The organism is Streptomyces sp. NPDC030995, assembly GCF_055571215.1.
The window spans coordinates 53,577-66,801 of sequence record NZ_JBVIFS010000011.1; the positions used below are offsets into that span (position 1 = coordinate 53,577).

Here is a 13,225-nt window from a genome sequence, read left to right on the forward strand (position 1 = left end):
TCCACGTTCAGGGATGAAACTGTTTGCCGGTTCAACCATCCGGCACCCCGTCTCATTCCCCGGACGGGGCGGGCGGCGGGCAGACCTGCAGCCAGAGGGTGCGGTGGCTGCCCGCGTGAGGGGTGGAGGGGTCCGGGAGCCAGCCGTGGGTCGCGTAGAAGGCCTGGGCGCGGAGGTTGTGCTCGTAGACCTCCAGGCGGACCCGGCGGATTCCGGCGCGGCGCCAGGCGTCCAGGCAGGCGGCGTGCAGGGCGGCCCCGGTGCCCCGGCGCCAGTGGACCGGATCGACGTGGAGCTGGGTCAGGGTGGTCTCGCCGTCCACGACCCGGTAGGCGGCGACCCCGGTGACCTCGCCATCCTGCTCGGCGCACAGGACGGCGCCGTCGGCGGCGGCGCGGGCGACGGCCCGGGTCCATCCCTCGCGGGTCCGCGCGAGTTCGGCGTCGCCCGCGTAGGCCTGCTCGGGGATGTGCCCCTGGTAGTAGGTGGCGCGGGCCCGGGTGTGCAGAGCGGCGATGGCGTCGAGGTCGGCCGGTTGTGCGGTTCTGATCATGGGAATGGAAACGCGCCGGGAGCCATGACGGTTCCCGGCGCGTCGGCTGCGTTGCCCGCGCGGCTATTTCTTCAGCCACGCCTCCATCATCTTCTGGGCGATGGGGGCGGCCAGCCTGCCGCCGCCGATCTCGGAGCGGTCGGTGTCCGAGTTCTCGATCACCACGGCGACGGCGATCTGCTTGCCGTTCAGCTTGCCGTACGAGGTGAACCAGGCGAGCGGCGCGAGGCTGTTGTTGACACCGCGCTGTGCGGTACCGGTCTTGCCGCCCACCTCGGCGCCCGTCACCTGGGCCGGCTTGCCGCCGCCCTCGGTGGCGACCGTGCGCATGGCATCGCGGATCATCGAGGCGGTCCTCTCGCTCATGACCTGCTGGGACTTCGGGTTCTTGAAGCTCTCCAGCACGTTGCCGTTGGCGTCGGTCACCTCGGAGACCATGTGCGGGGCGACGAGCTTGCCGCCGTTCTCGATCGCGGCCGTCACCATCGCCATCTGGAGCGGGGTGGCCTGCACGTCGAACTGGCCGATACCCGTCTGCGCGACCTGGTCGACCGACATCTTCGCCGACGGGTACTTGCTCGACGGGTTGGTGCGGACCGGGGTGTCGATCTGCACGTTGAAACCGAGCTTCTCGGCCGTCGCGCGCATCTTGTCCTGGCCGAGCTTGGACGCGAGCTCGGCGAAGACGTTGTTGCAGGACAGGCGCAGGGCGGTGCGCGGGGAAACGTTGTTGCAAGCCGCGGAGCCCGCCTCGCTCGGCAGCAGGGTGCGGGTGCCCGGGATCGTGTACGGGTCGGGGATGCCGGTCTGCTGGTCGATGTTCGTGATGAGGCCGTTCTCGATCGCGGCGGCGAGGGTGACCAGCTTGAAGGTGGAGCCGGGCGCCTGGGGCTTGCGGAGCGCCACGTTCTCCATGGCCTTGCCCTTGTCGGCGGAGAGCTCGGTCCAGGCCTTGTCGTCATTGGCGCCGGCGATGGTGCCCGGGTCGAAGGAGGGGTTGTTCACCACGGCGAGGATCTCGCCGGTCGTGGGGTCGATGGCCACGGCGGAGCCCTGCTTGCCCTGGAGCGCGTCGTAGGCGGCCTTCTGGACGCCCTTGTCGATGGTGGTCAGGACGTTGCCCGGGTCGGCCCGCTTGTTGGTGAGCACGTCCATCACGGTCTTCAGCCGGCTGTCGGAGCCGTTGAGGACGTTCTTGTAGATGCCCTCCAGCATGGTCGTGCCGTAGGCCTGGGAGCTGTACCCGGTGATCGGCGCGTAGAGGGGGCCGTCGACGTACGTCCGCTTGTAGCCGAAGTCCCTGCCGCCCGTCTTCGTCGAGCCGGTGATCGCCTCCCCGCCCACGATGATGTTGCCCAGCGGGTTCTCGTACTGCCCGATGAGATTGCGGCGGTTGTGCTTGTCGTCTGCGAGGGCCTGGCCTTGGTATGCCTGCACCCAGGTGACGCGGACCAGCAGGGCCAGCACCAGAAGCAGACAGAAGACCGACGCACGCCTGATCGTCTTGTTCATCCCCCAGAAGGACGTCCCAGCCGTCCCAGCCGTTCCGCTCTGCCCCGATTGTGGCCGGGTTCTCAGCCTTTCTTCATGAGGAATCCCCCCTCGTACGCCGCGATGACCGCCTGGGTGCGGTCGCGGGAGCCGGTCTTGGTGAGGACCGCCGCGACGTGGGTCTTGACCGTCTGCGGTCCGACACCGAGGCGCTCGCTCATCTCGTGGTTGGACAGCCCGGTGGCCATCAGGCGCAGTATGTCGGCCTCGCGGTCGGTGAGCCGGGCCACCCAGGGCGCGGTGGCGGGCGGGGCATCGGCCGTGTGGGCGGCGGCGAGGGAGCGGACGGCGGCCGGGAAGAGCAGCGAGTCGCCGCGCGCGACGAGCCGGACCGCGCCGATCAGCTCGTCGGGGTCGGCCCGCTTGAGGAGGAAGCCGGCGGCTCCCGCACGCAGCGCGTCATAGACGTAGGCGTCGTTCTCGAAGGTGGTGACGACCACGATCCGGGGCGGCGCGCTCATCGTGGCGAGGATCTGCTCGGTGGCCCGGATGCCGTCGATCTCGGGCATCCGGACGTCCATCAGCACCACGTCCGGGGCCAGCGAGCGGACCAGAGAGACCGCCTCGGCCCCGGTGGCCGCCTCGCCGACGACCTCCAGATCGGCTTCGGCCTCCAGGATGACCCGCAGCGCGGTGCGGACCATCCGCTCGTCGTCGCAGAGCACGATGCGCAGCGGCGGGCGGCCCGACGGGGCCTGCGCGGTCATCGGTCGCCTCCGCCGAGCGGGAGGACGGCCCGCAGCCGCCACAGGTCCCCGTGCGGCCCCGCCTCGACGCTGCCGCCGAGCAGTGCGGCCCGCTCGGCGGAGCCGCGCAGTCCACGGCCCCCGGTGGTACGGGGCTCCCGGTTCTCGGGCGCGGCGGGCGGATTGGTCATGGTGATCTCCAATTGACGGTGTCCGGTGTCGTGGCCGGCCTGTACGCGGATCCGCAGATCCACCGGGCCGGCGCCGTGGCGAAGGGCGTTGCTGAGTCCCTCCTGGACGATCCGGTACGCCTCGCGGGAGGCGATCGCCGGAAGCCAGGCCCAGTCCCCGGCGGGTCCGGGGTCCTGGTGTGCGGTGACGGTGGTGCCGGCGGCCCGGGTGCGGGCCAGCAGCCCGTCGAGGTCGGCGGCGAGGGTCGGCGCGGGCGCGGCGTCCGGCCGGGCCGGGTCCCCGTCCCGCAGCAGGCCCAGTACGGCGTCCAGCTCGCCCACCGTCCGCCGGGTGGTGTCCTCGATCGCGGCCAGCGCCTCCCGTACGAAGCCGGGGTCGCGCTCCAGCACCCGCTGGGCGGCGACCGCCTGCAGGGTGACGGCGCTCAGCGCGTGCCCGACCGCGTCGTGCAGCTCCCGGGCCAGCCGGTTGCGCACGGCCAGGTCGGCGGCCCGCTCCTCGGCCGCGGCCAGCCGGTCGGCCGCCGTCGGCCCGAGCAGTACGGGCGCCAGCCGGGCCAGCAGCGCCCCGGCCCCGGCGGCGCACAGCGCGAGCCCGGCCAGCAGGCCGATCCCGAGCAGGGGGGACAGATACGGATCGGCCCTCGTGGAGAACCAGCCCAGTCCGATCTCGATCCTCCGCGGTCCACTCACGAGCGGCAGCGCGATCAGCACCACCGCCATGGGCGGGACCGCCAAGGTCATCCCGCTGATCACCGCGCCGACGCCCAGGTGCAGGGTCCACCAGGCCGATGCCCGTCCCCGGGCGGCCCAGGACCGCGCCGGCCCGTCGGCCAGCCCCTCCCCCGCCACCCCGCACATGGCCCGGACGGCGGTCACCGACAGCGGCCGGACCAGCCCGAACACGGCGGTGGCCGCGGCGATGGGCAGGGCCGCCGCGTAGGCGGCGAGCATCAGTGGGAGGGAGCTGAAGGCATTGACCCCGCCGGCCGCCATGCCGACCCCCACCTGGGCGAGCAGGAAGTACGGCATCAGCAGCGCCCCGCCGAGGATCAGGTGGATCCAGCGCAGCCGGGCCCGCGCCCCCAACAGCCTGCCCAGGCCCTCGCGCATCACCCCTCGCGACGGGATATGAGGAACCGGGCGAGGACGGCGGCGGCGAGCGATCCGGTGATCATCTGGCCAGCGTAGATCAACTGGGCGGTCCCGGAAGGCCCTTCACCGCCGTCCAGCTGCGGTCCCAGCGTGGTGATCAGCATCCAGGTCCCCCAGCTCAAGGTCGCCCCCGCCCCGATCCAGGCGAGGCCGAGCGGCCACCGTGGCCGCAGTTCCCCGCCGCGGGCCAGGAGCAGCGCCCCCGCTCCGGCGGCGAGCGCGCACATCCCGTGGACCACGGTGACGATGGCCCTCTCCGTGGAGTACGCGGCCACCTGCTCGGCATCCAGCCCGGCCGTACCGCCGAAGGCCCAGTAGGCGTGCACCGCCGCGATCGCCAGGCCGGCCGCTGCCGCGGCTGCCGCCACCACCCCCGTGGACGACGGCAGCCGCTGCCCCAGCACGCCCTGCCACTGCCGGCCCCAGCGCTCCCGCGCGTAGGGCACGAACAGTCCGGCCAGGGCGAGTCCTTGGATCACGAAGCCGGTGTAGACGACGTTGAACACCCAGGGGTCCAGGAAGGGTTCCCGTGTCGCCGTCTCGGCGGGGTCCGTCCCGAAGCCGAGCAGCTTGATGAGCAGCTGACCGGGGAACCCGAGGAAGATCGGAGTCAGCAGGCCGGTGGCGACGAACACCGGGACGGTCAGCAGCCAGGCCGGTACCCGCACGCCCCAGGGCCGGGTGAGCACCAGCACGAGCAGGATCACGCAGGCGTCCATGGCCACCGTGACGGCATTCGCCGCTATGAGGAAGGGCTCGGGGTCCAGCAGCACGCTGCCGTCCGGTATCCCGATCCGACTCCCCGCCAGCCAGGCGGTCTTGAGCGCGAGGTACGGCACGGTGGCGGCCAGGGCCGCCACCCGCAGGATGTTCCGTGCGGTCCCCGGCCGGGAGGCCGACGGCTGAGGCCGAGGCTGCTGCCTCGGCTGCCGCTGAGGAGGCTGCGGCTGTTGCAGCGGCTGCGGCGGTCGCGTCGCGTTCGTCGAGTGAACTGCTCGTGTGCTCATGACTCAACGGTCCCGGGTCCGCCGCCCCGCCACCTCCCCCGCGAAGGGGAACCGCCTCCCCCGGCCGGGGGAGGAACCACACCCTCCGCCGCCCCACACGCACCGCGTCACCGCACCGCGTCACTCCGCCGCCCCACACGCACCGCGTCACCGCACCGCGTCACTCCGGCGCGTCACATGCGGCGCGTCACATGCGGTGCGTCACATGCGGCGCGTCACCACCGACAGCCGGTCCCGCGCCTCGAACAGCGCCGCCTTGATGACCTGCTCGTGCCCCGCCGTCAGCCGGGCCACCGGCACCGAGCAGCTCACCGCGTCCCGCGCCGGAGTCCGGTACGGCACGGCCACCCCGAAGCAGCGCAGCCCGAGCGTGTTCTCCTCCCGGTCCACCGCGTACCCCTGCTCGCGCACCAACGCCAGCTCCTCGATGAGCTGCTCCCGGTCGGTGATGGTGTGCTCGGTGACCGCCTCCAGCCGCCGCGGCAGCAGCCCCCGTACCTCCGCGTCCGAGTGCGTGGCCAGCAGCGCCTTCCCGAGCGCCGTCGAGTGCACGGGCAGCCGCCGCCCGACCCGGGTGAAGGGGCGCAGGTAGTGCTGGGACTGCCGGGTGGCGAGGTACACCACGCTCGTCCCGTCCATCCGGGCCAGGTGGATGGTCTCCGTCGTGTCGTCGGAGAGCCGGTCGAGGGTGGGCCGGGCGGCGGCGACCACCTCGTCGCCGTCGATGTACGAGCTGCCGACCAGCAGGGCCCGTACGCCGATGCCGTACCGCGTGCCCGTCGCGTCCGTCTCCACCCACCCCAGGTTCACCAGGGTGCGCAGCAGCATGTAGAGGCTGGACTTGGGCAGGGAGAGGTCGTGCTGGATGTCGGCCAGGCTGTGCAGCCCCGGCCGCGCCGCGAAGTGTTCCAGCAACAGGACGGTCCGCACCGCTGATTTGACCGGCGCCCCCTGGGCCGGGATCTCCGACTCGGCCGTCGTCATACGCCTGCTTCCCCTCTGGTCGCCTCTTGTCACGCGGAGGACGCGGAAATAGAGTCCACAGCAGATGTGATCATTCATCCACCGGAACCGCGTTCAGAATACTGAACGATCCAGGAGGCAGTGGGCCCATGACAACGACACCAGTCTGGAGTGTGGACCCCCGCACCGGGAAGCAGCGCGAGCAGGTTGCGGTGGAGGCCACATCCCGGGAGGTGGACGAAGCCGTACGAGCCGCCCACGCCGCCCGTGGCCCCCTCGACGACGCCCCCACCCGCGCCGCCTTCCTGCGTGCCGCCGCCACGCTGCTCGACGAGGCCGCCGCCCACGTCATCGAGGCCGCCGACGCCGAGACCGCGCTCGGCCCGGGCCGGCTCACCGGCGAACTGGCCCGCACCACCGGCCAGCTGCGCGCCTTCGCCGACGCCGTGGACGAGGGCGCCTACCTCGACATCCGGATCGACCGCGCCGACCCTTCCCTCAGTCCGCCCCGGCCGGAACTGCGCCGCTACAAGGTCCCGCTCGGCGTGGTCGCGGTCTACGCCGCCTCCAACTTCCCGCTCGCCTTCTCCGTCCCCGGCGGCGACACCGCGAGCGCGCTGGCCGCCGGCTGCCCGGTGGTCGTCAAGGCGCACCCCGACCACCCCGCCACCTCCGAGCTGTGCGCCTCGCTGCTGCGCCGCGCGGCGGTCGCCGTCGGCCTCCCGGCCGACGTGGTGAGCGTGGTCCACGGTTTCGACGCCGGCCTGGAGCTGATCCGCCACCCGCTGGTGGCCGCCGCCGGATTCACCGGTTCCATCCGGGGCGGGCGGGCCCTGTTCGACGCGGCGGCCGCCCGGCCCGTGCCGATCCCCTTCCACGGCGAACTGGGCTCCCTCAACCCCGTCGTGGTCACCCCGGCCGCTGCCGCCGAGCGCGCCGAGGAGATCGGCAGCGGGCTCGCGGGCGCGATCACCCTCGGCGTCGGCCAGTTCTGCGTGAAGCCCGGCCTGGTGCTGGTGCCCGAGGGCCCGGACGGCGACCGGGTCACCGGCGAGCTCACCAAGGCGCTCGGGGAGACCGAGCCGGGGGTCCTGCTCGACCACCGGATGCGGGAGAACTTCATCTCCGGGGTGCGCGAGCGGGCCGCGCTGCCCGGCGTCGAGGCGCCCGTCACCCCCGGCTCCGGCGGGGAGCACACCGTCGGCGCGGGCTACCTGACCGTGCGGGCCGGCGAGCTCCTCGCGGGCAGCGCGTACGAGGTCCTCCTGGAGGAGTGCTTCGGCCCGGTCACGGTCGTCGTGCGGTACGCCGACCAGGGCGAGGCGGGCGCGGTGCTCGGCCGGCTCTCCGGGAACCTGAGCGCCACCCTCCAGCTGTCGGCCGCCGAGACGGACGGCGCGCCGGGCCCGGCCGGCGAGCTGATCGGGCAGGTCACGGGGCTGGCGGGCCGGATCGTGGTCAACGGCTGGCCGACCGGGGTCGCGGTGGCCCCGGCCCAGCACCACGGCGGCCCGTACCCGGCGGCGACCTCGCACTCCAGCTCGGTGGGCGGCACCGCGATCGAGCGCTGGCTGCGGCCGGTGGCGTACCAGTCGGTGCCGGACGCGCTCCTTCCGGCGGAGCTGCGCGAGGCCAACCCGCTGGGGCTGCCGCGCCGGGTGACGGGCGGCTGAACCGCCGCGGGCCGGCCCACCCGGGCCGGGCCGCCTCGGGCCGGCCCGCCGAGCACCTCCCAAAACCCGTTGCCCGCCCCGCCCGCGGCGGGGCAGGCTGCGGCCCATGCCGAGGCCACACGGATTCACGTACGAGAAACTGGGCGACCAGTACGTAACCATCACCCACCAGGGTCGCGCCGCGGCCACCCTGCGGGGCGGCCGGGCCGACAAGTTCCTGGCCGAGGTGGAGTCCGGCGACGCGCAGCTCGTGATGGCCCGCTGGACGGGCTCGTACAAGTTCGGCAACGAGCGCACGGCGCGGAACCACCCCCGCAACCGGCGCTGAAATCTCGCGCGAGGGTAAGGGAACGGCAAAGCCCTTCCGGTCGTTCTCCGGGCATGACCGCTATGACCCCTGGATCGAACCTGCCACTCAATGCCGTCCGTGTGACGGTGGACGTGGCCGCGCCGGTACGCCTCGACGTATCGGCCCTGCTCCTCACGGCGGACGGCAAGGTGCGTTCCGACGCCGACTTCATCTTCTTCAACCAGCCCTCCGGGCCCGGTGTCGGTTACCGGTCCGGCGGGGGTGCGTCGCCGGACTCCATCACCGTGGACACCGGCGGGCTGCCGCCGGGCATCGAGCGGATCGTGGTCACCGCCAGCCCCGACGCCGCCGGGCAGTCCTTCCAGGGCATCGAGCCCACCGCCACCGTGCGCAACGCCGATAGCTCCGCGGTGATCGCCACCTTCACCCCGCCGCAGCTGGGCACCGAGACGGCGCTCGTCGTCGTCGAGGTCTACCAGCGCGGCGGCGTCTGGAAGGTGCGCGCGGTCGGCCAGGGGTACGCGAACGGCCTCGCCGGCATCGCCACCGACTTCGGCGTCTCCGTGGACGAGGAGCCGGCTCCGGCGGCCGCGGCCGTGGCCCCGCCCGCTCCCGTCGCCCCGCCCGCTCCCCCGGCCCCGCCCGCGCCGCCGGTCTCCTACCCGGCCTCCCCCTGGCTGGGCGGCGCCACGACCCCCACCCCGGCCGCGCCGGTCCCCGCGGCGGCGCCCGCCGCGCCCCCGGCCGCCGCGCCCGGCGCCGGGAAGATCAATCTCGACAAGGGCCGGGTCAACCTCCAGAAGAACCAGACCGTCTCCCTGGTCAAGGGCGGCCGCCCGCTGCTCACCCAGGTCAAGATGGGCCTGGGCTGGGAGCCCGCGTTCGGCGGCCGGGACATCGACCTCGACGCCTCCGTGATCGCGTACGGCCCGCAGCGCAACCACATCGACAGCTGCTACTTCGGCAAGCTGTCCATCTTGAACGGCTCCATCAAGCACTCGGGGGACAACCTCACCGGCGAGGGCGCGGGCGACGACGAGGTGATCGTCGTCGACCTCGGCCGGCTGCCCGCCGAGGCGACCGGGCTGGTCTTCACGGTCAATTCCTTCTCCGGCCAGAAGTTCAGCGAGGTGGCCAAGGCCTACTGCCGGCTGATCGACGCTGCGAGCGGCGAGGAGCTGGTGCGCTTCGACCTCACCGGCGCCGAGCCGCAGACGGGGGTCATGATGGCCAAATTGATCAAGCAGTTCTCGGGCGAGTGGGAGATGACGGCCATCGGCGAGTTTGTGAAGTCACGCACAGTGCGCGGCATGGTCAAGCCGGCCTCCCAGGCACTCTGAGCAGGTGGGCGGGCACGTGGAGCCACCGGCATCCATCCCGGGTGATGGATGCCACGCGTAATCCGTAGGTGGCTGTCAGTGCCCGCCCGTAGCCTTGAACGCATGAAGGAGTCGCTCACCCCCGCAGGGCCCGCCCGTCCGTCCGCCACCGAGGCGAACGAGGCGATCCGGCACCTTGTCGAAACCCGGGTGGACGGCGACGAGTGGCCCTCCGAGGCGTACGAGTTCCTGCTCGCCGAGTGGGCCGTGGCCTCCCGCGCGGAGGTTTCCGCAGCTCAGTGAGGCCCGGCCCCATGAGGCCCGGCCCCATGAGGCCCGGCCCCATGAGGCCGGGCCCCGTCAAGCGGGGGCGCGCGGCCGCCGGCGTCAGTGCGCGCGCCGCCACGGCCCGGTGACCGCCAGCATGATGCCCGGGTCCTGGATGTTGACGTACAGCGTGCGCCCGTCCGGGGAGAAGCAGACGCCGGTGAATTCGGAGTACTCCGGCTCCTCGGCCGACCCGATGTTCAGCTCGTTGCGCGCCAGCGGGTAGGTGCGGCCCGATTCCGTCGCGCCGAACAGGTGCTGCAGCCCCGTCCCGTCCTCCGCGAGGATCAGGCCGCCGTACGGGGACACCGTGATGTTGTCGGGGCCGTCGTAGCCGCCGTCCACCGACGGGTCCGGGTTGATCCCGATGAGAACGGTCAGCCGCACCGTGCGCCGCTTGGGGTCGTAGAACCAGACCTGGCCGTCGTGCGCCGCGCCCGGGCTCTCCTCGCGGGCGAAGGAGGAGACGAAGTAGGCGCCGCCGTCCGCCCACCACATGCCCTCCAGCTTGCGCCCGCGCGTCACGACGCCGTCGGTGAACTGCTTGCGCACCGGGACGGTCCGGGCGTCGCGGTCCGGCACGTCCACCCAGTCGACCCCGTAGACGGTGCCGATCGCCGTCGCGCGCGAGAAGTCGTCGACGAACCGGCCCGAGCTGTCGATGCACTTGGCGGCCTGGAGCACGCCGGCGTCGGCGGCAAGGGTACGGAGCTTGCCGCGCCCGTGCCGGAAGCCGCTGGGCGGGGTCCAGCGGTAGAGCAGCCCATTGGGGCCGGAGGCGTCCTCGGTCAGGTAGGCGTGTCCGTGGCGCGGGTCGATGACCACGGCCTCGTGGTCATAGCGCCCGAAGGCCTTGATGGGCTGCGGGTCGTGGTTGGCGCGTCGGTCGTGCGGGTCGACCTCGAAGACGTAGCCGTGGTCCTTGGTCATGCCGTTCTTGCCGGCGAGGTCCGAGTTCTCCTCGCAGGTCAGCCAGGTGTCCCAGGGGGTGGCGCCGCCCGCGCAGTTGGTCGACGTACCGGCGATGCCCACCCATTCGGCGACCCCGCCGCCGCGCCGGACCTCGACGACCGTGCAGCCGCCGGCCGCGGCCGGGTCGTAGACGAGGCCCTCGGTGAGCGGGACGGGGTGGGCCCAGTTCGCCCGCTTGCCCTTGAGCTCGTGGTTGTTGACGAGGAGGGTGACCCCGCGGTGGCCCGCGAAGGCGGCGGTGCCGTCGTGGTTGGACGGGGTGGTCTCGCCGGACTCCAGCTTGGTGACCCCGCTGTGGGTGATCACGCGGTACGTGAATCCGGCGGGGAGGGCGAGGATTCCGGCAGGGTCGGGGACGAGCGGGCCGTAGCCGGGCTCGCAGGGCCGCCCGTGCTCGTCGCGGTGCGTGCCGTCGTCGGCCGCGAGCGCCCCCGGGGCGGTCGCGAGGGCGCCGACCGTCCCGGTGAGCGCCACTCCCGCGCCGGCGAGGACGGTACGGGCGGTGAAGTCTCTGCGGCTGAGCGGCATCGGGTCTCCAGGGGTCGGGGGGTGGTGCGCCTGTCGTGCGGTCGTCGGCGCACACGCTCTCGCCCGCACGTGAACGGCGGCTGAATTACCCGCGAAGGGGAAGCGGCCCCTTGCCGCCGGGCGGAATGGCCAACTCCGGCCGAGGAACGGCGCATTGTCGACTCCCTGGAAACCCGGACGGCACCGCTCAGGGCTGCCGCGAGCGCGCCTTGAACGCGGCCTTGCGGGCCTCCTTCGCTGCCTTCTTGTCGGGGTGCAGCCGGCCCATCGCCTCCAGGACGTACGCCGTCGACGGGTGCTCCACCCGCCACACCTGGTCGAAGAAGCCCGTGTGATGGGCGGTCAGGGTCTCCATCAGGAGCGGCAGCTCCTCCGTCTCCCCGTCGGCGGCGAGCTGCGCCGCGATCGTGTCGACCGTCAGCCAGAACACCATCGACGGGTCCGGCGCCGGTACGTCGGCCACCCCGCGCTCCGCCAGCCACACCCGGGCGAGCCCGCCGAGCTCCGCGTCGTCCAGCACGGATCGGACCGCCGGCTCGGCCTCCGGCCCTGCCGTTGCCAGGGCCTGCTGGCAGCGCAGCCGGCGCAGCGGGCCGCCCTCGTCGTCCCCGCGTGCGGCGGTGAGCAGTTCGGCGACCGCGGCGGGCAGGTCGCGGCCGGCCAGCCACTGCTCGATCTCGGCCTGGGCGGCGCTCTCGGAGTAGAAGGAGACCGCGTCGAGCAGCGCGTCGGCGCCCTTGTCGGCCAGTTCGCCGACGGCGGGTGCCTCGACACCGGCCTCCAGCATGCGGGCGCGGACCCCGTACAGGCCGAGCGGGGTCAGGCGGACCATGCCGTAGCGGGAGACGTCCTCGTCGTCCCCGGTGTCCCCGGCACCCCCGGTGTCCCCGACCGCCCCGGCGCCGCCTCCGCCCGCGTGCGCACCCGCGGCGAGTTCCTCGTCGCCGGCCTCCGCCATCAGCTCCTCGTCCACGGGCCGGAACTCGACCAGCCCGATCGGCTCCAGCTGCCTGAACTGGTCGTCGAGGCGCATCATCGCGTCCGAGACCTGTTCCAGCACGGCGTCCGTCGGGTCCCCCATGTCGTGGGGCACGACCATCGACGCGGCGAGCACCGGCAGCGGAACCGGTCGGTCCGCCGCCCCGCTCTCGGAGACGGTGAGCAGGTAGAGGTTGGCGAGAACCCCGTCGAGGAAGTCCGCCTCGCGGCTCGGGTTCCAGTCCAGCCGGTCGAAGTCGATCTCGCCGCCCGCGTCCAGCGCGTCGACGAGGTCGTCCAGGTCGGGCACCGCCGCGTCGGCGAGCACCGTGTCCAGGGCCGCCAGCCAGAGGTCGAGCACGTCGCCGGGCGCACCGCCCCTCACCAGCGCCAGGTCCTCGCCGGGCGCGGCCGTGCCGAAGCGCTCCTCGCCCCCGTCACCCTCTCCCTCTCCCTCATCCTCTTCCGGCTCGGTCACATCGACCAGGCCCGTGTCCAAGGCCACCCGCCAGGCCTGGCTCGCGTACATCGCGGAGTCCGCGTCGCCGGCGTCGAGCCCGAGCACCGCGGCGGCCTCGGGCAGCTGGTCGGCGACGAGTTCACCGCCGACGCCGACACGGGTGTCGGGTCCGGCCCAGCGGGCGAGCCGTACGGCCCGCGCGAACAGCGGGGCGCCGAGGGCGTCGCGGGCCAGTTCCGCATCGGAGTGCAGCCGTACCGGCGGCAGCGTGGGGTGCGACTCAGCGGACATGGGGCGGTTCTCCTTGGCAAGCGCGGTGGGACGGTCGGGGCGGAACGGGGAAAGCAGAGCGGGGTGGAGCAGGGTGACGCAAGGTGATGCGGGCGGCTCGTGACGGTCGGCCGGTCCGTCATTCCCGCCCGGATATCGCCGACATGGAAGACATGGCGGACATGCCAGGGGCGGCGGATGTGGCGAAGATGACAGACCCGGCCGTCGTACGGCGCTCCAGCGTAGACGCATTTCGGGCGCGCTCGGCGGGCCATCACCTTT

Annotated in this window: 12 protein-coding genes; 4 read left to right on the forward strand and 8 right to left on the reverse strand. The window is 73.1% G+C overall.

Annotated features, from left to right (window positions below; translation table 11 throughout):
• Window positions 1-52: 52 nt before the first annotated feature.
• From ACZ45T_RS18485 to ACZ45T_RS18510, 6 genes are all read right to left on the reverse strand, one after another.
• Window positions 53-553: a GNAT family N-acetyltransferase gene (locus ACZ45T_RS18485; protein WP_468442472.1), complete on the reverse strand. Its 501-nt coding sequence runs from the start codon at window positions 551-553 to the stop codon at window positions 53-55.
• Between the two features lie 63 nt (window positions 554-616).
• Window positions 617-2,065 carry a peptidoglycan D,D-transpeptidase FtsI family protein gene (locus tag ACZ45T_RS18490; protein ID WP_468442474.1) on the reverse strand — a complete coding sequence of 483 codons (1,449 nt, stop codon included), beginning with the start codon at window positions 2,063-2,065 and terminating at the stop codon, window positions 617-619.
• A 62-nt stretch (window positions 2,066-2,127) separates the two neighbouring features.
• Window positions 2,128-2,811 carry a response regulator gene (locus tag ACZ45T_RS18495; protein ID WP_468442476.1) on the reverse strand — a complete coding sequence of 228 codons (684 nt, stop codon included), beginning with the start codon at window positions 2,809-2,811 and terminating at the stop codon, window positions 2,128-2,130.
• Window positions 2,808-4,094 carry a sensor histidine kinase gene (locus ACZ45T_RS18500; RefSeq protein WP_468442478.1) on the reverse strand — a complete coding sequence of 429 codons (1,287 nt, stop codon included), beginning with the start codon at window positions 4,092-4,094 and terminating at the stop codon, window positions 2,808-2,810. Before ACZ45T_RS18500 ends, ACZ45T_RS18495 begins: the two co-directional genes overlap by 4 nt.
• Window positions 4,094-4,996, reverse strand: a complete 903-nt coding sequence (locus ACZ45T_RS18505; RefSeq protein WP_468442480.1) for a hypothetical protein — start codon at window positions 4,994-4,996, stop codon at window positions 4,094-4,096. The genes ACZ45T_RS18500 and ACZ45T_RS18505 overlap by 1 nt, the downstream gene beginning before the upstream one ends.
• A gap of 348 nt (window positions 4,997-5,344) precedes the next feature.
• A complete protein-coding gene (locus ACZ45T_RS18510) occupies window positions 5,345-6,127 on the reverse strand; it encodes an IclR family transcriptional regulator (RefSeq protein ID WP_468442482.1) in 783 nt (260 codons plus the stop codon).
• Between the two features lie 128 nt (window positions 6,128-6,255).
• On the opposite strand from ACZ45T_RS18510, the gene ACZ45T_RS18515 reads away from it, so the two are divergent.
• The 4 genes from ACZ45T_RS18515 (at window position 6,256) to ACZ45T_RS18530 (ending at window position 9,711) form a co-directional block, all read left to right on the forward strand.
• The gene (locus ACZ45T_RS18515; RefSeq protein WP_468442484.1) at window positions 6,256-7,779 is read left to right on the forward strand and encodes an aldehyde dehydrogenase (NADP(+)); all 1,524 of its coding nucleotides are present in this window, start codon (window positions 6,256-6,258) and stop codon (window positions 7,777-7,779) included.
• A gap of 106 nt (window positions 7,780-7,885) precedes the next feature.
• The gene (locus ACZ45T_RS18520) at window positions 7,886-8,107 is read left to right on the forward strand and encodes a hypothetical protein (protein ID WP_468442486.1); all 222 of its coding nucleotides are present in this window, start codon (window positions 7,886-7,888) and stop codon (window positions 8,105-8,107) included.
• A gap of 53 nt (window positions 8,108-8,160) precedes the next feature.
• Window positions 8,161-9,429 carry a TerD family protein gene (locus ACZ45T_RS18525; RefSeq protein WP_468442488.1) on the forward strand — a complete coding sequence of 423 codons (1,269 nt, stop codon included), beginning with the start codon at window positions 8,161-8,163 and terminating at the stop codon, window positions 9,427-9,429.
• A 102-nt stretch (window positions 9,430-9,531) separates the two neighbouring features.
• The gene (locus tag ACZ45T_RS18530; protein ID WP_468442490.1) at window positions 9,532-9,711 is read left to right on the forward strand and encodes a hypothetical protein; all 180 of its coding nucleotides are present in this window, start codon (window positions 9,532-9,534) and stop codon (window positions 9,709-9,711) included.
• Between the two features lie 84 nt (window positions 9,712-9,795).
• On the opposite strand, the gene ACZ45T_RS18535 is transcribed toward ACZ45T_RS18530, so the two are convergent.
• Window positions 9,796-11,235: an alkaline phosphatase PhoX gene (locus ACZ45T_RS18535; protein WP_468442492.1), complete on the reverse strand. Its 1,440-nt coding sequence runs from the start codon at window positions 11,233-11,235 to the stop codon at window positions 9,796-9,798.
• Window positions 11,236-11,422: 187 nt separating this feature from the next.
• Window positions 11,423-12,964 (reverse strand): hypothetical protein, encoded by a 1,542-nt coding sequence (locus ACZ45T_RS18540; RefSeq protein ID WP_468442494.1) that lies wholly within the window; start codon window positions 12,962-12,964, stop codon window positions 11,423-11,425.
• Window positions 12,965-13,225 lie beyond the last annotated feature (261 nt).